At 47.1% G+C, this 16552-nt stretch carries 19 protein-coding genes; 4 read left to right on the top strand and 15 right to left on the bottom strand.

The window, feature by feature from the left end; translation table 11 throughout:
• Positions 1-438 precede the first annotated feature (438 nt).
• The 3 genes from NO559_RS02625 to NO559_RS02615 form a co-directional block, all read right to left on the bottom strand.
• Positions 439-633 (bottom strand): hypothetical protein, encoded by a 195-nt coding sequence (locus tag NO559_RS02625; protein WP_258330235.1) that lies wholly within the window; start codon positions 631-633, stop codon positions 439-441.
• 102 nt (positions 634-735) lie between these two features.
• Positions 736-1227, bottom strand: a complete 492-nt coding sequence (locus tag NO559_RS02620; RefSeq protein ID WP_258330234.1) for a hypothetical protein — start codon at positions 1225-1227, stop codon at positions 736-738.
• Positions 1228-1337: 110 nt separating this feature from the next.
• A complete protein-coding gene (locus NO559_RS02615; RefSeq protein ID WP_258330233.1) occupies positions 1338-1784 on the bottom strand; it encodes a DUF3592 domain-containing protein in 447 nt (148 codons plus the stop codon).
• A 933-nt stretch (positions 1785-2717) separates the two neighbouring features.
• Between NO559_RS02615 and NO559_RS02610 the strand changes: the two genes are divergently transcribed.
• Both NO559_RS02610 and NO559_RS02605 read left to right on the top strand, forming a co-directional pair.
• A complete protein-coding gene (locus tag NO559_RS02610; protein WP_258330232.1) occupies positions 2718-3125 on the top strand; it encodes a DUF1801 domain-containing protein in 408 nt (135 codons plus the stop codon).
• Between the two features lie 217 nt (positions 3126-3342).
• Positions 3343-3549, top strand: a complete 207-nt coding sequence (locus NO559_RS02605; protein WP_258330231.1) for a cold-shock protein — start codon at positions 3343-3345, stop codon at positions 3547-3549.
• 103 nt (positions 3550-3652) lie between these two features.
• Here NO559_RS02605 and lysS read toward each other — a convergent pair whose 3' ends face one another.
• Positions 3653-5185: a lysine--tRNA ligase gene (lysS, locus tag NO559_RS02600; RefSeq protein ID WP_258330230.1), complete on the bottom strand. Its 1533-nt coding sequence runs from the start codon at positions 5183-5185 to the stop codon at positions 3653-3655.
• Positions 5186-5297: 112 nt separating this feature from the next.
• Positions 5298-6396, bottom strand: a protein-coding gene (gene prfB / locus NO559_RS02595) for a peptide chain release factor 2 (protein ID WP_258330229.1) whose coding sequence is annotated in 2 segments (ribosomal slippage) — positions 5298-6320 and positions 6322-6396 — 1098 coding nt in all. Because the reading frame shifts where the segments join, the coding sequence is not laid out codon by codon here.
• Between the two features lie 189 nt (positions 6397-6585).
• Between prfB and NO559_RS02590 the strand changes: the two genes are divergently transcribed.
• Together NO559_RS02590 and NO559_RS02585 are read left to right on the top strand one after the other, a co-directional pair.
• Positions 6586-7203 (top strand): HPP family protein, encoded by a 618-nt coding sequence (locus NO559_RS02590; protein ID WP_258330228.1) that lies wholly within the window; start codon positions 6586-6588, stop codon positions 7201-7203.
• Between the two features lie 7 nt (positions 7204-7210).
• On the top strand, positions 7211-8344 hold the full coding sequence (locus tag NO559_RS02585) for an FAD-dependent oxidoreductase (protein WP_258330227.1): 1134 nt from the start codon (positions 7211-7213) through the stop codon (positions 8342-8344).
• Positions 8345-8456: 112 nt separating this feature from the next.
• On the opposite strand, the gene NO559_RS02580 is transcribed toward NO559_RS02585, so the two are convergent.
• From NO559_RS02580 to ihfB, 10 genes are all read right to left on the bottom strand, one after another.
• Positions 8457-8720 carry a hypothetical protein gene (locus NO559_RS02580; RefSeq protein WP_258330226.1) on the bottom strand — a complete coding sequence of 88 codons (264 nt, stop codon included), beginning with the start codon at positions 8718-8720 and terminating at the stop codon, positions 8457-8459.
• A gap of 56 nt (positions 8721-8776) precedes the next feature.
• Positions 8777-9496: an ABC transporter substrate-binding protein gene (locus NO559_RS02575; RefSeq protein ID WP_258330225.1), complete on the bottom strand. Its 720-nt coding sequence runs from the start codon at positions 9494-9496 to the stop codon at positions 8777-8779.
• A 76-nt stretch (positions 9497-9572) separates the two neighbouring features.
• Positions 9573-9797, bottom strand: a complete 225-nt coding sequence (locus tag NO559_RS02570; protein ID WP_258330224.1) for a hypothetical protein — start codon at positions 9795-9797, stop codon at positions 9573-9575.
• A 26-nt stretch (positions 9798-9823) separates the two neighbouring features.
• On the bottom strand, positions 9824-12022 hold the full coding sequence (locus NO559_RS02565) for a tRNA(Met) cytidine acetyltransferase TmcA (protein WP_258330223.1): 2199 nt from the start codon (positions 12020-12022) through the stop codon (positions 9824-9826).
• A gap of 20 nt (positions 12023-12042) precedes the next feature.
• A complete protein-coding gene (locus NO559_RS02560) occupies positions 12043-13008 on the bottom strand; it encodes a DHH family phosphoesterase (RefSeq protein WP_258330222.1) in 966 nt (321 codons plus the stop codon).
• Positions 13009-13195: 187 nt separating this feature from the next.
• Complete coding sequence (locus tag NO559_RS02555; RefSeq protein WP_258330221.1) at positions 13196-13474, bottom strand: ComEA family DNA-binding protein; 279 nt, start codon at positions 13472-13474, stop codon at positions 13196-13198.
• Between the two features lie 175 nt (positions 13475-13649).
• Positions 13650-14348 (bottom strand): orotidine-5'-phosphate decarboxylase, encoded by a 699-nt coding sequence (gene pyrF, locus NO559_RS02550; RefSeq protein ID WP_258330220.1) that lies wholly within the window; start codon positions 14346-14348, stop codon positions 13650-13652.
• 41 nt (positions 14349-14389) lie between these two features.
• Complete coding sequence (gene lapB, locus NO559_RS02545; protein WP_258330219.1) at positions 14390-15589, bottom strand: lipopolysaccharide assembly protein LapB; 1200 nt, start codon at positions 15587-15589, stop codon at positions 14390-14392.
• A gap of 1 nt (position 15590) precedes the next feature.
• On the bottom strand, positions 15591-15908 hold the full coding sequence (locus NO559_RS02540; protein ID WP_258330218.1) for a LapA family protein: 318 nt from the start codon (positions 15906-15908) through the stop codon (positions 15591-15593).
• Positions 15909-16059: 151 nt separating this feature from the next.
• Complete coding sequence (ihfB, locus tag NO559_RS02535; protein ID WP_258330217.1) at positions 16060-16353, bottom strand: integration host factor subunit beta; 294 nt, start codon at positions 16351-16353, stop codon at positions 16060-16062.
• Positions 16354-16552 lie beyond the last annotated feature (199 nt).

The raw sequence follows: 16552 nt of genomic DNA, 5'->3' as shown, positions 1-16552 counted from the left end.
GTAGGCTCTACTGGTGCATGCTGATATACAGAACCCTCTACCCTGTCATACCGGCGCATGCCGGTATCCAGTTTTTTCTTAATTAATAATTTGTTATTCGAGCGAGGTTTCGCCTTGCCGGGCGATAAGGGGGCTTTGCGTGCCCAAAGCCCCCTTAACCCCAAAGGGCACCCCTAGTCCGTCGCCCTTCGGGTTCCCTGCGCTACTCACAATTTAACGGCCGCTGCGGAACTCGCACAAAAACGATAATTAATCGTTTTTGCACTCAGACAGTCCTCGCTACTTCGTGCCGTTAAATTCCTCCGTTGCTCGGCGACTCCCAAGGGGAATCTGGGTGCTTCGTAGTTGGTTTTGCTAGAGGTATGGATACCGTTAGAGCTTAATGTTCATCGCCTGCGTAAATCCACATAGATTCTGTTTTGCCTGCGCGCTTAAAGCCTAGGGCCTTATAATAATGGCGTTACCATCGGCGGTAAGTATTTGCTGATGAAAACGAGAGTAGATGCTCTGCATAGCCGCCATCATTTTTTTACCTATGCCTTTACCTTTTCTAACTAGATTTATACCTAATAATTCTTTGGCTTTATCCATCATCTCAGCAGCGAATAGTTTCTGGAATAAGATTAAGCTCATTAATATTATAGTTTTGTAATTTTCACATTTCTTTCTTGTCACAACGTTTAAGCGAACCGGCGGCGAAACCGCCCGGGTTGCGTGCTTAGTTATGAGGATTCTTCACTTGAGTTCAAAGTCCGATGTAACTCTTTTAACTGTGAACCGGTTGCCAGATGAATAATGCTCATATTCGAAAATTTTGTCATTTAGTTGAATGATGCGATAAGCATCATAATTATATGGATTTGATGGATCGGAAAACTTGATTGTTTCGTCTTTTAGCCAGCCCCTAAACGATGAAAAATAAACTGGCCCAGATACACCCCATTGACCGACTTCAGATAGTTTTTCAATGACTCCATCGTTCTTGACGTTCAGAAAATCTACCCTGTAGGCTCCGTCGATAAATCTTTCAACTATCCATTTTCTTGTGCCGCCATCTTTAGTGGGCTGTTCTCCGTACCATTTACCAGCCATCAGTTGCCACTGATCTTCTTGAGATATCGACAAATCGGGTTTTGCGAATGCTACTGGTTGGGGAGACGTCTGCGTAGAAGCGCAGCCGACCAATAAGGCTAACATAGCAACAAAAAGAGTGACTGCTTTGCTCATTATTTAATCCTCATAACGCACACGGCATGGGCAAGCGGCGTAGCCGCTTGCCCAGTGGAGCGCCTTTGGCGCGGAACAATTATGCCCGCGTTTGTTAGGTATTGTAATAACTAAGAACGAAAAGGAAGAATGGTGTGGCCAATTAATATCATAATAAAAGTGCATAATAACTGCCCGTATACGCCAAAATCGATACCAGTTAGTTCAAGTGTTGAGTATTCTGGTTTCTCTGCATCGTAATAAACGCTTACTTTTTTACCTTCTGGGTATTGAATTATTGTTTCTTTTGCATTGTTATAGCTGTTAATTTTAAAGTTAACTTGATCAGAAATGTAATACCTATTATTAACAAAATATTCATATTTTATGTCATAAGCACCCGCCCCATAACGGCCACTTTTTTGACGTGAGCGAAGAATTTTTCCTTCTCCCGTTTCAGTATAATTACCATTATAATAATTTAATATGGTTGTTGGTGCGCCTGTTGCAATATCAGAAAGCACAACCCATACGACTATATTTATTGTAATTAAAAGCATGTTATAGATAGTATTCAAGTGCTGCCTAACAATTTTATTAACGAGAATGGCCAGATTTGAACTTATGCCTAGATTTATACAAAAAAGCCTATATCTGCAAATCAATGCTTAAATATACACAGGTTCAAACACCAATGCCTAGCTGTTTTCTTGTAAATTATACATGCTACTGGCTTTTCAGTACTTACCCTCTACGAAGCACCCAGATTCCCCTTGGGAGTCGCCGAGCAACGGAGGAATTTAACGGCACGAAGTAGCGAGGACTGTCTGAGTGCAAAAACGATTGAGTATCGTTTTTGTGCGAGTTCCGCAGCGGCCGTTAAATTGTGAGTAGCACAGGGAACCCGAAGGGCGACGGACTAGGGGTGCCCTTTGGGGTTAAGGGGGCTTTGGGCACGCAAAGCCCCCTTATCGCCCGGCAAGGCGAAACCTCGCTCGAATACCAAACCACTAATAAAGAAAGACACTGGATACCGGCCTTCGCCGGCAGAGCCTGCCCCGCGACCAACAGGAGTGTCTTGGACATGACAAGACAAATACATTCTTCAAGTCCCAGTATTTACTGGCATGACTAAGCGGCCTCAATCAACAAGCCCCCCCCTACGCCACAATCCGATTCAAAACATACCGCAACACCCCTCCAGCCCGATAACACTCAACCTCAACCGCCGTATCTAACCGCAGCTGTAACTGAATATCTCGCTACTTATCATCCGCATAGTGAACAACCGCACTAACCACCTAGCTAGGCTGTATCGCCTGATCTAAGCCCAAAATATAAAACGCTCATCCCCCGTGATGCGCAAAAGGATAGCTGCTTTAAAGATAGCCACTTTAAAGATAGCCCCTTAAAGATATCTGAAATAATCCCCCATAGGGTTTATAATATGTCCGTCATTTTTCAGTGAAAAATTCATTAGCCACATTTAGCAACTAAGCCAGCTCCTACCTATGATAAATTTTGATAGTCACGTTACCGACCTAGACCCTATAGCACTGATCAATAACATAGATCACACCCGACGCCAGCACGATAGTAAAATGCTGCTAGAGCTAATGAGTGATATTACGGGCGAGCCCGCTAAAGTTTGGAGCAACAATGTTATAGGTTTTGGCCAATACCACTACACCTATAAAACAGGCCGCCAAGGTTATTGGCCTATTCTCTCCTTTTGCCCCAGCTTACAAAACATCAGCATAGACGTAATGCACGGCCTTAGTGACTACCAGGACTTGCTTAAGCGTATAGGCCAAGTAAAAACCACGGGTAACAGTTTGGTGTTGTATAAACTCTCAGATATCGATAAAAGAGCCTTAACTGCCTTTTTACAACAGGTGTTTGACGATATAGAAAAGTAATAGCACGCTGCAAATAATTTTAATTAGAGTAAATAAAGCTGGACAGCACCCTAGCTTGTCTATAGAGTGAACGGCAGCTAAAAAGAAGCCTTGCATTTACAATCTACATTTCGCTGCATTATCCGTAATTCCTCGTCCTGAAGTTTATAAGTCCAACCTCCATTTCAGCACCCTTGCCTCTTGGGGCACAACTTTATATATATTTCAGGAAATTATTATGTCTACTACAACTGGTACGGTTAAGTGGTTTAACGAATCTAAAGGCTTTGGTTTTATCGAGCAAGAATCTGGCCCAGACGTGTTTGCCCACTTCAGCGCTATAGCCAGCTCAGGGTTTAAAACTCTAGCCGAAGGCCAAAAAGTTGAATTTACTGTGACTGATGGTCAAAAAGGCCCACAGGCTGAAAACATCGTTGCACTATAATCAATTAACATTGATTATAAAAAAGGGTTGGCCTCTATAGGCCAACCCTTTTTTCGTTTTACAGCAGTTAAAAAAAATCCCCGCAGTGCGAGGATTTAAGTCACTAAGCTTGTGGCCGCATATGCGGGAACAACAGCACATCCCTAATAGTCGGCGAATCAGTAAATAACATCACCAAGCGATCTATGCCTATGCCCTCACCTGCCGTGGGCGGCAAACCGTATTCCAATGCAGTCACATAATCGGCGTCAAAATGCATGGCCTCGTCATCACCGGCATCTTTTTCGGCAACTTGTGCCTGGAAGCGCTCAGCTTGATCTTCTGCGTCGTTAAGCTCTGAGAAACCATTGGCAATTTCGCGGCCGCCCACAAAAAACTCAAAACGATCAGTCACAAAAGGATTGTCGTTATTGCGACGTGCCAGCGGTGATACTTCGGTGGGATACTCGGTAATAAAAGTTGGCTGGATTAAATGCTTCTCAACCACTTCATCGAAGATTTCCATTTGCACTTTGCCTAAACCATAAATATCTTTCAGCTTAATACCTAGGCCTTCGGCCACTTTACGAGCACTAGCCAAGTCAGAAATATCTTCTGCTTTTATCTCTGGGCAGTATTGCAGGATGGAATCGAATACCGAGATACGAGCAAAGGGCTGAGCCAAATCATACTCTATGGTTTTTACTACCTCACCTTCGGCATCGCGCACGGTATTCACTAAGGTGGTAGTGCCTAGCACTGACTGCGCCATTTTACGCAACATATCTTCGGTGAGGTTCATCAAGTCTTTGTAATCGGCGTAGGCCTGATAAAACTCTACCATGGTAAATTCGGGGTTGTGGCGGGTTGATAAACCTTCGTTGCGGAAGTTACGATTGATTTCGTATACACGCTCAAAACCACCTACCACTAAACGCTTGAGGTATAGCTCAGGCGCAACACGCAGGTACATATCCATATCTAAAGTATTGTGATGGGTGATGAAAGGACGCGCAGTCGCACCACCGGGTATGGTGTGCATCATGGGGGTTTCTACCTCCATAAAGTCTTCACCATCAAAATAGTTACGCATAAAGCTAATCATTTTAGAGCGCGTTTTAAACACATCACGCGACTCTGGGCTCATGATTAAATCCACATAGCGCTGGCGATAACGCATTTCTTGATCTTTTAGACCGTGGAATTTATCTGGCAAGGGGCGCAATGATTTAGTTAGCAGCTCAACTTTTTCCATATACACATATAGATCGCCCTTACCCGATTTATGTACCGGGCCAGTACAGCCTATGATATCGCCTATATCCCAGGTTTTAATTTCGGGTAGTTGGGCGGCGGGCAGTTGTTTTTTATCGACATAAGCCTGGATGCTGCCACTCATATCTTGCAGCACTAAAAACGGGCCACGCTTGGCCATAATGCGGCCTGCCACAGAGGCGCGTCTATCCAACTCCTCTAGGGTGTCTTTATCTTTTTCACCTAATTCGTTTTGCAAATCCTGGGCGTAGTCGGCACGACGAAAGGTATTAGGGAAAGCATTACGCTGCTCGCGAATATCGGCTAACTTAGCGCGACGCTCAGCAATCAGTTTGTTTTCTTCACCTTGCTGGGTTGCGTTGTTTTCTGTTGGCTCTGACATACTTTCCTCTGATTAATGTTTTACTTAATTTAACAACTCGCTTACGAGCTAATTCTTTACTAGCGACTAATCACTAGCTACTAGCCACTAGAGACTACCCTCTAGCAACTGCTTACAACCCCTTCTTTAAGGAGGCCTCTATAAACATATCCAAGTCACCGTCTAACACGGCATTACAGTTACTGCTCTGCACATTGGTGCGTAGGTCTTTAATACGCTGATCATCTAATACATAGGAGCGTATCTGGCTGCCCCAACCTATATCCGACTTACTATCTTCCAGCGCCTGGGCCGCTTCGTTGCGTTTGAGCATTTCCATTTCATAGAGCTTGGCTTTTAGCTGCTTCATGGCGTTGTCGCGGTTTTGATGTTGCGAACGCTGGTTTTGGCACTGCACCACTATGCCGCTGGGCTCGTGGGTAATACGTATGGCCGAATCGGTTTTGTTAACGTGCTGGCCACCGGCACCGCTGGCGCGGTAGGTATCCACCCGCAAATCGGCTGGGTTAATTTCTATATCTATGTTGTCATCCACCTCGGGTGACACAAACACCGAGCAAAACGAGGTATGCCTACGGTTGCCAGAATCAAAGGGGGATTTGCGTACTAAGCGGTGCACTCCAGTTTCGGTGCGCAGCCAACCAAAGGCGTATTCGCCGGTAAACTGTATGGTGGCGCTTTTAATACCGGCTACATCACCGTCTGAGGCTTCTAGCAATTCGGTTTTAAAGCCCTTGGCCTCGCCCCAGCGCAAGTACATGCGGCAGACCATCTCGGCCCAGTCCTGTGCCTCAGTGCCGCCTGAACCCGACTGTATATCCAAAAAGGCATTATTGGCGTCCATCTCGCCTGAGAACATGCGGCGAAACTCTAGGGTTTCTAGCTGGGCCTGTAACTGGCCTAACTCCGCCTCAACCTCAGCAACGGTGTCGGCATCATCTTCTTCGGCAGCCATCTCCAGCAGGTCGCTAATATCGGCTAGGCCCGTGGTCATATTGTCTATAGTGGCGACTACCGCTTCTAGCGCCGAGCGCTCTCTACCTAGCTCTTGGGCTCTGTCGGGGTCGTCCCATACCGCAGGCTCGCCCAGCTCTAACTCAACCTCAGTTAATTGCTCTTTCTTGGCATCATAGTCAAAGATACCCCCTAAGAACTTCCGTTCTGGCTGATAAGTCCTTGATGGTTTGCTTGATGGGGTTCACTTCTAACATGTGTTTTTAATTGCCATTGCCAATAAGTAAGCTGCTAGGCTGTAAAGCAGCGAAATAAGACGGGTTACAAGCGCCTCGAAAGCGCGGCATTTTAGCCTAACTGGCAGCCTAGGTAAATCGACAGAACTTGCAGCCCTAGCCCTAAAATTGCTATATAGTTATAAAAACTGCCGCCGCCAAGAGGCAAACGTGTTTTATATCATCGATCATGGCCAGCGCATACAAACCCCAGTAGAAACTCTAGCCCGGGACAAAACCGTACAGGCGATAGCTGAAACCGCCGCCACCGGCGCTGTGGGCAAACAACAGGACTTGCCGCCAGCCAACCAGTCCCAGGCAGATAAACTGGCCCGCCACTATCAAGAGAATAAGCAGGCTGGCAAGCAAAAGCGCCAGCCTGCTGTTTTTGCTACGCAAATCATGACCAAACCTGCCATCGCTATTAATGAGCAAGAAAGCGTACACAGCGCCAGCCAACTATTAAAGCGGCAACGTTTTCACCACTTACCTGTGACCAATAAAAACGGCGAGCTTATAGGCATCATCACCGACCGGGATATTATGCGCTTTAGTCTCAATAATCATTTAGCCGATTTGCGCAATATCGCTGTCAATCGGCTGATGAGTAAAAAAGTCATTACTGCCGCCGAAGAAACCGAAATACGCAGCATCGCCGACGTGATGTGCCGACAAAATATCAGCGCCATGCCGATTACCGATCACAACCGCAAACTCATAGGCATAATCAGTAGCACCGACATATTGCGCACGTTAGTCCATCAAGCCCCCTTAGAACTATGGGCCTAGCGCACGCATGAGTGCGCCCAAGATGCACCTGGTTTTAGTAGGGGCTGGCCACAGCCACTTAATGGTATTACAGCGCTTTTGCCGCAAGCCTATTAAGGGCTTGCAGATTACTGTTATCAGCCGCAGCTGCTACATCCCCTATTCTGGCATGATACCCGGCCTCATTGCCGGCCATTACAGCTGGCAACAGTGCCATATTAGCTTAGCCAATCTATGCCACAGGGCTGGGGCGCGATTGCTTATAGGCGACATCAATCACATCGATGCCGAGCAGCGCCATATCACTGGCCCGCAGATAAGCCCTATACGCTATGACTGGCTATCCCTGAACACAGGCTCAAAAATTAAGCTGGACGAGATTGACGGTGCTCGCGTTCATGGCCTAGCGGCCAAGCCCATAGAGCATTTTTTAGCTGCCTGGCAGCAAAAAATGGCAGAAATAAAAAGCTGCGATAACAGCTATAAAATTGCCGTTGTTGGCGGTGGTGCTGCCAGCTTAGAGTTAATACTGGCCATACATCAACGTCTACAACCCCTCACTAAGCGCGCCACTGTTAACTTGAGTTTAATTACTGCCGCCAAAACCTTATTGCCAGAACACAATACTAGCAATAGCAAGCTGGCCAGCAAAAAACTGCGCCAGCTCAGCATTAAGTTACTAACAAACAGCCGTGCAGTTTCCGCCCACCAGTACGGCCTGGACTTGGCAGATGGCCGCTCACTAACCGCCAATTGCGTGATCTGGGCGACACAAGCTGGCGCCCCCGAGTGGCTAAACAACACCACTATCAGCTGTGATGAACAGGGCTTTATACACGTAAACCGTTTTTTGCAAAGCAGCTCACACCCCAATATATTTGCCGCTGGCGACATGATACATTTTAGTGAAAAAACATTACCCAAAAGCGGCGTCTACGCGGTAAGAACCGGGCAGGCTTTAGCTAAAAATCTACACCGTGTCATTCGCAATAAAACCTTATTAGCCTACAAACCACAGCGCTATTTTTTAAATTTAATTTCACTGGGCAAAAAACAGGCCCTGGCGCACTGGGGGCCGATAAGCGCTAGCGGAACGTGGGTGTGGTATTGGAAAAGCTGGCTAGACCGCCGCTTTGTTAATAGACTTAATAAAAAAGATTAAGCGAAGCTGTGATCAGCCTCACTCTTATTTAGGATAGGCTGCTAATGAGGCTAAATTTTTTAGCATTAATTCTGCAAGCGGCCACGTTGATGTCAGCGCTCTACACCTTCATCTAGGGGAAAGACACAAAGGCCCCCTCAATCTTTTCACAGCTATAAGCCCCCAACATAACATCGGCTTTGTTTGTACTCACCATTTCTACTGAGCGTCTATAAGGTACTATTTTAAAACTTACTGCCACACCTGCAGGCTCGGGAACCTCTTTCATTAACTCTAGGCAATAACCAGCGCCCTCTTTGCTGCTATAACTATCCCACTGATCCAAAGCTATAAAGATTTTTGTAGGCGCGGCATAAGCAGCAATAGAGCACAACATATAAAAAAACAAGAGAGAAAAGTTTTCATCATTGTAGCATTCATCGTGAGCAACAATTATTGAAAGGGATAGCTTTCTAAGGAGTTTAAATTCTTAGTCATAATGGCTCGAAGCTGGCCACTATCGTGCAGCTTAACGATGCCAGCGTCAAAAATAGCCAGCATTTTTTTAGCATTGTTAGAGCTGGCAAACACCGCATAAGCTGAATTGACAATGACTGCTTTCTTAATAACAAAATTATTGCCACTCGCTGATGCCTTGATATCGACCTCTGTCGCCAACACCGCATCTACTCGGCCATTGTTTAACATTTTTAGCAATGGTTTTAAACTTGAGTACTCTTTATATCTCATTTTTACAGGCACATAGGCATCAAAGCCCCAGCCACGTACAGCCCCCACTTTTTTATCTGCCAATGAATTAATATCCACCCAAGTGCTGGCAAAAGCTGGCGTTAGCGCGGCATCAATAATATCAATATTTAAGGGATGCTTAGCATAAGTACCGGTGAATTTTTCGCCGGGGTAGATGCCCAATACAACATCAGCCTTATTAGTAGCAACCATTTCCATAGAACGAGCATAAGGTACCTGTTTAACGCTTACCTCTACCCCCTCAGCACTGTATATAGCCTTCATCAGCTCTAGATAATACCCGCTGCCATCGGCATTGCTGTAACCGTCCCATTTATCCGTAACTATAGTGATAGTTGCAGCACTACTTAAGGGCGAAAATGACAATACCCACAACATTAAACCTAAATATAAATACCGCATAATAACTACCCTCTTCTTATTAATAGGTTGTGTATTGATAATAGAAGTTTATCGATAACTGTCTAGTCCATACATCTTACAATTCATCTTCGGCCTTAATAAAATCATCTACCACTACCGACATTTTCGCAGCCTGCTTGATCGCCGCTTGCATAAATGCCCCTTCTTGGCCGGGCTCTACACTGCCATTACTAATATAGGCTGCATAAATTCTTGAAGCTGCCGCCAATATAGCCGACTCGGTAGACATTAACTGCACGCTTACACGCTTGTCATTTTCCTGCCCTTCTAGCTCTAACATATTGCCTCCGCTAATTTATAGTTGTATTAATGCACCGACGTAGGTCTAAGAAATATTTGCTGCTGGCTGAGTAGTTTAACGGTATCCCTAAGTTTTTGAACCAGCTCTTTGCGGCCAGTGTAGCCCAACTGCTGGCATACCCAGGCGGCTGGGCGATTTTGCAATAACACATACACCACTAAATCCCGTTGCTCATCACTCAGCCATTGCCTCACCTCTAACTGGCCCATAAAACTACAAGCCAGCTTCCACAGCGGCACGGCACAAACTTCGTAGACTCTATAGCCCTCGGCAAAAGCGGTAATATCGGCCCAGTCCTGATCATCAACTATCATTAAGTCCGACATTTCGCCACCAAACATAAAACCTGCCGCCAGCTCGGGTTCCAAGCCTACGAATAAGGTGAGTAATTGATGAGGGAATTGTTCTAAAAAGCGGTAGCGCAGCAAGTCCACTACCAGCTCTCCCGACAAATTAAAAGAGCGCAACACTATAGCCGAGTGAGTACCGCTGCAGGCATCACGAGAAACACCTAAACGTACCGGCGTAAAACCCGCACGCTGCCAAAAATGCAGCACATCGGCGGTAACGCCAAAACTAGAGCCCACTATATCTACATTAGAGCGCTGGGCCTGATCACATATCGCTGCCAACATAGCTTGGCCAAAACCCTGCTGCTGCAACTCTGGCTGCACGGCTATACGCATAATGCGCTGGTAGCGAAGCTTAGGAGCCACCTCAACACCGGAATGCGCTGCCAAGGTTTGCGGTAATAAATGCCCACGCAAACGGCGCTCGCCCTTCCACACCGCAGCTGACAACTCTTTATTAAAGCCGCCCTCATCCGTCACTAACGCAGTAGCGACTAATTGCTGTTTATGCATAGCCACCCAAATACGAATATTGGGGCCGTCTAATAAATTACGTAAATCTGCCGGTGTAGTTTGATAATGAGCCAACACCAATAAGGCAAAAATTTGCCTTAGTAACTCTTCGTTATTTAATAAGTCGCGGCGTTTTAACTCCTTAAAGCTACAGTCGCTAGGCTTGATAGACTTTGTTAACGTGAGACTATAATCCGCGTTTAACAGCAAGGCCTCAAATAGCCATTGCTCTACTGGGTCGTTAGCCTGCCAGCGTATAGGTTGCTCTAGGGTTAAGCTTTTCCACTGCGGTGTTTCACTAGCCAAAATTTGTTGAAAGCGCAGTCCAAAGCCGCGCCCCGCCCCTTCATAGCCGTGCACAGTAGAGGCAAATACGATACGGCTATATTGCTTTAATAATGCCGTTAGCAAACTCAGCGGTATGGCCGCCGCCTCGTCCACCAATAACACATCGGCCTTAGGTTTTTGCCTTAGCAATTGGTCGGGGGGGATAAATTGCAACTGCTGTTGAGCCATACATAAGCGGCCTTTTTCTAGCTGAGCCGCCTCGCCCAATATTGCTTTAGCATGTCTAAAAACCACATCCACGGCTGCCAGCTTAGGCGCCGTAATCAATAGTGTTTGCACGCCTTGCTTCATTAGTTCAGCAGCAGCAATGCCCAGGGCCGTGCTTTTGCCCCTGCCCCGGTCGGATGTGAGCACTAAAGGCCTGCGCCTGTGACCTTTGACCACTTTCACTATAGCCGCCACCGCGGCCCGCTGATCATCACTGCGGCAATAATCCGCGGATGCCGCCACGCCTACTGCGGCCACAGGTTTAGCACTGGGTGCTGTTAGGCCGTTTTTTTCAGAGTGGATTAACACGCTATCCAATTGCTTAATGGTTGCAGCAAAGCGGCGTATAAATAAATGCTCTAGCTGATCGGGTTTGGTGGGATGTACTAATAAGCGATGGTAGTCGGGGTCTAAAAAATTATGCCACTCATCTAACTCAGGGGTGAGCAAAATAACTAAGCCGCCCCCCATTACCGCGCCGCCCAAAACTCCTATGGCATCGGGGTCTAAACCGCTATAAGCATCGTAAACCAAACAGGCCACATCACTGCCCAACACTTGCTGTGATTTTTTGCGGCTAATCGTGGTAATAGTTTCGTCTTCAGCGACTAATGCTTGCTCGCTAATATGCAGTTGCTGCTCAAAATACTGGGCCAGCTTTAATTGCTGTAACTGCTGCTGCCCCCAAGCCTGTTCACCGGCAATAATCAGTAGACGGCGTTGCTGGCTGTGCTGGGCATCGGCAAGCAGCTGCTTAAACGCCTTGTTAAATTTACTGACTGCCACGGCGGGCCTCACTCTATAAATTATTTAGCGCTATAAAATTGATTAAAGCGATCGATAAAATCACCCAATTGCGCTACCGGCAAATCATTAATCCCTGCCGCTGCTGCACGGCCACCGCCGCTGGCAAAACTGCGACAAAGCTCATCGGCACCGGTTTTGTTGCTAAGCGGCGCTCTTACACTCACTAAATAATTACCATTGGGTTTAGCGGTCACAACCGCATGGCCACGCTGAGGGAATTGGTTGGCCAAATCATTGCCATAGACGCCACTCACACGGCGCGCCCAAGGCTGATCGGGAAATAAAAATACCGCTACATTGTCATTGCTAAATTCTGGCTCTATATGCGCGGCTGCATCCATATCCTCTTGGTAGCCCTGCTCTAAATGCTGAAAGGTATTTTTATCATCATCCATAAAGTCTAGCGGGTTGCTGTAGCGGCTCATGCAGCGATAAAGCTGATCGGGAGCAAAGTGTAAATCTTCTACACTGGAGCCATAGCCATTGTAATTGATATAAATACCTAAGTGCTCTAAAGCTATCAGCTGCTGCTCACTAAGCTTAAGGGTTTTGGCTAGGGATTTAGCGCTGTTTTTTAAGTTATCGCCAAAAGCGCCTACCAAGGCCCACTCAGCAAACTGACCTTTTAATTGGCCGTTAATTAACAAGCTGGTACACACATCGGCTGACAAATTAATATGAGTGGTGAGTTTGGGATGTTTGGGTATATCACCAGCAAAGTGGTGGTCTACATAAAACACACTGGCCCCTGCGGCCAACGCAGCCTCTACCCCATGGCGGTTTTTATCAAAGGATATGTCAAATACATTAAGCTCATCGCCCGCACTAACCTGCACCCTATCCAGCAATTTAATATCACGCTTGACGCCAGTAATTAATTGGCTGTCGGCGGGCTGCGCATTACGTAGTTGCAATAACGCACAGATGCCATCGGCATCACCATTAAAAACATCATAAATTGCCACAGGCAGCTTTCCTTAATCTAAAAACTAAATAACGAATGGGATCATACTTATAAAGAGGCGGATATTAACACAAATAAGCGCGCCATAGCGGTTTTAAGCTTGGCCGCGAGCCTTGGCAACACCACAGCCATACATAAAAAAAACCGGCACTGGGCCGGTTTTTTTATACTTTTGCTAGAGCTGCGCGTTACAGCTTAATCCGCTCGCGGTTATCCTGCACCAGCTTAACGCCTATACCCTTAATTTCGGTCAGCTCCTCCGCCGATTTAAAGCTGCCATTGAGCTCGCGGTATTCGACGATTGCCTTGGCTTTTGCACCGCCTACACCCTTCAAACCCTTGGCGAGCTGGGCGGCATCCGCGGTATTAATATTTACCTCTTGCTGCTGAGGGGCAGAATCTGCCCAAAGCGTGGCCGACGGCAAGGCCAATAAGGCACAAAAAATAATAGTAAGTAATGGTTTCATGAGTAAATCCTTTTAGTTTTCACGGTTATTATTGATTTAATAGCCTGCTAATAGATTGATCAAAAGCATCTATGAAATAGACCCGTTCATCCTATTAACAAGCCATTAGCGAAAACTAATACAGCACTGCTCTTTAGGCAACTGCAACCAAGGCAGATTGGTAATATTTACATTATTAATCGCGTAACTGCTGGTTTATCGCCTGTAAGGCCGCCAGCGGGTCGTCACTTTGCGTAATAGGCCTACCTATAACCAGGTAGTGGCTACCGGCCTCCATAGCAGCCTTGGGGGTAGCGATGCGGCGCTGGTCGCCCTGCTCGCTATCGGCTGGGCGTATACCGGGGGTGACCAGCTGAAATTGCTCACCCAAGGCAGCGCGCAACAGGCTGGACTCCTGCGCCGAGCACACCACACCATCTAAACCTGATTGCTGGGTGAGTTTGGCTAGGCGCTGAACCTGCTCGGCAGGCGTACATTGAATGCCTACGCCAACTAAATCAGCCTGCTCCATGCTGGTAAGCACAGTCACCGCAATCAAGCTGGGGCGCTGCTGATAATTAGCTATGGCCTCACGGGCCGCCTCCATCATGCGCTGACCACCACTGGCGTGTACGTTGACCATCCATACCCCCATATCAGCAGCGGCCTTAACAGCCCCGGCTACGGTATTGGGGATATCGTGAAATTTTAAATCCAGAAACACTTCAAAACCCTTATCGTGCAACAGCGACAATACTGCCGGGCCGCAATAGGTAAACAGCTCTTTGCCAACTTTTAAGCGGCAGTCGGCAGGGTTTAATTGCTCAGCTAAGGCTTCAACCTGCTGCAGGTTATCGTAATCCAGGGCAACAATAACGGGGGATGTGGTAGTCATAATCTCTCTATAGTTAAGTGTTCGCTATTTGCCAGAAGCTGTTAATCGCCTTCGGCGCCGCGTATGGGCGCAACCTCGCCCCACTGCTTGCAGCTAGGGCACAACCAGTGCAACTGCTTACCCGAAAATCCACAATGCTGGCAGCGATACTGGGGCTTGCTGTGTATTAACTTGCTGATTAAGGCCTGCAAAATAGCTAGGTTCTCTTTGGCCTTACCCTGGCTATTAGCCATATGCAGCGCAACTAATTTATCCAAGCCGCGCAGCGATGGCCGGCGTTTTAACTCGCCGCCCATAAACTTGGCGGCGGCCTCATCGCCCTCGCTGTTTTGTATCTCTGCAGCCAGTGCCAGCACTATGCTCACCGAGGGGTACAAATCCAAGCACATGCTAAGGTAACGCTGGAAGGACTGGGGATCGTTTAACTTCTCGCTGCATAATTTTAACAAGTTTATAGATTCAGAGACATAGCTTAAATTTTGATGGCGGATTTTGTGCAGGCTTTTAACCGCATGTTCGTAATGGCCAGTTTCATATTCGGCCCTAGCCAGCAGCAATGAAGCGCGCACACAGTTTTTATCGTAATTGAGGGATTTTTTTAGCTCTTTTCTAGCGCTGTGGTAATCGCGCCTATCCAGCGCTTGTTCGGCCAGCTCACAGCAGTAGTGGGACAAAGCTCGAATAATAACCGGATCGCTATTGGCCGCCTTTAACAAGGATTTTTTGGGTAGTAATTGCTGCGCCTTTTCTATGGCCTGCGCCCACTCTTTTTCATCCTGCAATATTTCTAACAATAATAAGGTGGCGGTTTTATGTAGCTCGGGGGCATCGACAATTAAATCTTCCAGTAAGCGCTCAGCCCTATCTAACAAGCCTGCACTCACAAAGTCTTTAGCCAATTCTAGATGGGCTTGGTGCAGCTGCTCGCGGGGCAAGGTGGGCCTCGACAATAGGTTTTGATGTATGCGTATGGCTCTCTCCACCTCCCCCTTGCGGCGCATTAAATTACCCACCGCAATATGGGTTTCCAAGGTCTCACTATTAACATCCAGCGCTTCGATAAAGGCATCCAAGGCACCGTCAGGCTGATCATTAAGCAGGTAATTGAGGCCTTTATAGTACTGCTGCTGCAGGGCCGACTGCACATGCTGTTGTGACAGCAGTGACGATGAACGCTGCCCCAAATACCAGCCTATGCCTATAGCAGTGACCAGTAGCAACAACAGCCAAGTATCTAACATGTTAGGCCTTAGCCGCCGGGGCTTTTACCGCGCTGCCAGCACGCAGCTTGGCCAGCTCTTTATTAGCCTGCTGTAACTGGCGCTTTAAGCTATAACGCTCGCGCTTGATGCGCCACAAACCCAGCAATCCCACCAACATCCCGGCCAAGCCACCCAAGGCAAAGGCCAGCAGTACCCACAGCGCCAACCACTGGGCATCCAGCTGTAGAATTAATAAATCTAATGGCACGGGGGTATCATTTTGCAGGGTAAATAACACCCCAATCAAAAACACCGCCAATAACAATAACAGCAACACTAAGCGCAGCAATAAGCGCACGGCTACCTCCTTCCCTTACAATTGATTAACAACATACCCAGCATAGCCTTTATCCACAAAAAAGCGGCGTGACCAATGATCACGCCGCCCACATAGATTACTGGCAAACCATGCTAAGGTGCAATACAGCCCCGCCAGTAATATTTAGCCTTTAACGCTTGTGTAAGCTTTCATTAACCCGCTCACGCATTTCTTTGCCGGGCTTAAAATGCGGCACGTACTTGCCAGCCAGCTGCACGGTTTCACCCGTTTTGGGGTTACGGCCCAAACGCGGCTCGCGATAATGTAATGAAAAACTACCAAAGCCACGTATCTCTATGCGCTCACCCATGGCCAATGTCTGTGACATTTGCTCAAGAATGGTTTTGATGGCTAGCTCCACATCTTTAACCGACAACTGTTGTTGACGAGAAGCGATACGCTCAATCAACTCCGACTTGGTCATATTGGTTTCCTGTTATCTCTCTTATTCACTGCTCGCTAGTTGCAAGGGCTTAACGACTACCGGGAGCCGACATTATGTCTGCACCCTATTGAATCCTAACATTAGCCCTAAGCAATTGTTTCTAAACAGATTTTAGATAAGTGAAGATTAGCACAGAAAAACCATAGCGCTAGCCTGTTTCTGTGATTTGAGGCCTAAA

Origin of the sequence: Dasania sp. GY-MA-18 (assembly GCF_024734385.1) — a bacterium.
Lineage (GTDB): Bacteria > Pseudomonadota > Gammaproteobacteria > Pseudomonadales > Dasaniaceae > Dasania > Dasania phycosphaerae.
This window is presented reverse-complemented; position numbering and strand designations above follow the sequence as displayed.

Bases quoted from the DNA above. Each gene is read 5' to 3' on its own strand.
- NO559_RS02585 (WP_258330227.1), top strand. From the start codon at position 7,211: ATGAGTGCGCCCAAGATGCACCTGGTTTTAGTAGGGGCTGGCCACAGC.
- lapB (WP_258330219.1), bottom strand. From the start codon at position 15,589: ATGTTAGATACTTGGCTGTTGTTGCTACTGGTCACTGCTATAGGCATA.
- NO559_RS02605 (WP_258330231.1), top strand. From the start codon at position 3,343: ATGTCTACTACAACTGGTACGGTTAAGTGGTTTAACGAATCTAAAGGC.
- NO559_RS02610 (WP_258330232.1), top strand. From the start codon at position 2,718: ATGATAAATTTTGATAGTCACGTTACCGACCTAGACCCTATAGCACTG.
- NO559_RS02555 (WP_258330221.1), bottom strand. From the start codon at position 13,474: ATGAAACCATTACTTACTATTATTTTTTGTGCCTTATTGGCCTTGCCG.
- NO559_RS02570 (WP_258330224.1), bottom strand. From the start codon at position 9,797: ATGTTAGAGCTAGAAGGGCAGGAAAATGACAAGCGTGTAAGCGTGCAG.
- lysS (WP_258330230.1), bottom strand. From the start codon at position 5,185: ATGTCAGAGCCAACAGAAAACAACGCAACCCAGCAAGGTGAAGAAAAC.
- NO559_RS02620 (WP_258330234.1), bottom strand. From the start codon at position 1,227: ATGAGCAAAGCAGTCACTCTTTTTGTTGCTATGTTAGCCTTATTGGTC.
- pyrF (WP_258330220.1), bottom strand. From the start codon at position 14,348: ATGACTACCACATCCCCCGTTATTGTTGCCCTGGATTACGATAACCTG.
- ihfB (WP_258330217.1), bottom strand. From the start codon at position 16,353: ATGACCAAGTCGGAGTTGATTGAGCGTATCGCTTCTCGTCAACAACAG.
- NO559_RS02580 (WP_258330226.1), bottom strand. From the start codon at position 8,720: ATGTTGTGCTCTATTGCTGCTTATGCCGCGCCTACAAAAATCTTTATA.
- NO559_RS02625 (WP_258330235.1), bottom strand. From the start codon at position 633: ATGAGCTTAATCTTATTCCAGAAACTATTCGCTGCTGAGATGATGGAT.
- NO559_RS02575 (WP_258330225.1), bottom strand. From the start codon at position 9,496: ATGCGGTATTTATATTTAGGTTTAATGTTGTGGGTATTGTCATTTTCG.